A 920-nucleotide genomic window follows, 5' to 3' on the forward strand; every position below is an offset into this window, starting at 1 on the left:
ACATAAACCGATGAGAACCTCCCGCTTACATCATCAACTGCAAACCCTGTTGGGTCAATCTATTCCCTGGGCCGACCAACGGCATCTTCACACCTTACTGGATGGTGATTGGTCTGGTGTGTAGTGAGTGCATTAACCTGACGAAATGGCGAGTCTACATCCGTAGCCGCACCGTGTTGGCTCAAAGCCATCAACGACGCTTTAGCCGTTGGCTGCACAATCCTCGCATCAACCCCCAGAAGCTCTACAGCGTTCTGATTCGCCAAGCACTGGCTTCGTGGGGAGGATCGGCGATCACCTTGATTGAGGACACCTCGATGCTGTGGGACGAATTTTGCCTAGTTCGGCTTTCGGTGCAATATCGCGGACGTGCGGTTCCTTTGGTGTGGCGTGTGATGCGCCATCGTAGTAGCAGCGTGAGGTTTGAGGTTTACCAACAGATGTTGAAACGGGCAGTGGGGCTTCTACCTGCGGGCACCTGTGTCTGTTTTCTGGCCGACCGAGGCTTTGTCGATACCCGACTGATGCGGTATCTCCGGGACGAGCTTGGGTGGCACTTTCGGATCCGCATCAAAAGCAACAGTTGGATCTACCGTCCCGGCAAGGGCTGGAAGCGGCTGAATCACTATCATCTAGACCTGGGAGAGGTCATTCTGTTGCAGGGAGTGAGCTTGAACAAAACGAAATCTCTCAGCGGTTTGCACCTTGCTCTAGCCCGTGATGCTCTCTCAAGGCAAGTGTGGATGGTCGCCTCCGACCGAGTCACTAGTCTCAAAACCTTCCAAGAATACAGCGAGCGGTTTCAAATTGAAGAGGAATTTTTGGCGTTGCGCAGTAGAGAATGATTTAAGCGAATACTGGAATCTGACGATGCTTGAGATAGTAGATGAGTAACCGGACTGATGTCGTTAGCATGTCAA

At 52.3% G+C, this 920-nt stretch carries 1 protein-coding gene; it reads left to right on the forward strand.

Annotation, left to right across the window (positions count from 1 at the left end; all coding sequences use genetic code 11):
- The first annotated feature begins 101 nt into the window (after positions 1-101).
- Positions 102-845, forward strand: a complete 744-nt coding sequence (locus JUJ53_RS00230; RefSeq protein ID WP_204149998.1) for a hypothetical protein — start codon at positions 102-104, stop codon at positions 843-845.
- Positions 846-920 lie beyond the last annotated feature (75 nt).

Source organism: Leptolyngbya sp. CCY15150 (genome assembly GCF_016888135.1).
Classification (GTDB): domain Bacteria; phylum Cyanobacteriota; class Cyanobacteriia; order RECH01; family RECH01; genus RECH01.

Bases quoted from the DNA above. Each gene is read 5' to 3' on its own strand.
- JUJ53_RS00230 (WP_204149998.1), top strand. From the start codon at position 102: ATGGTGATTGGTCTGGTGTGTAGTGAGTGCATTAACCTGACGAAATGG.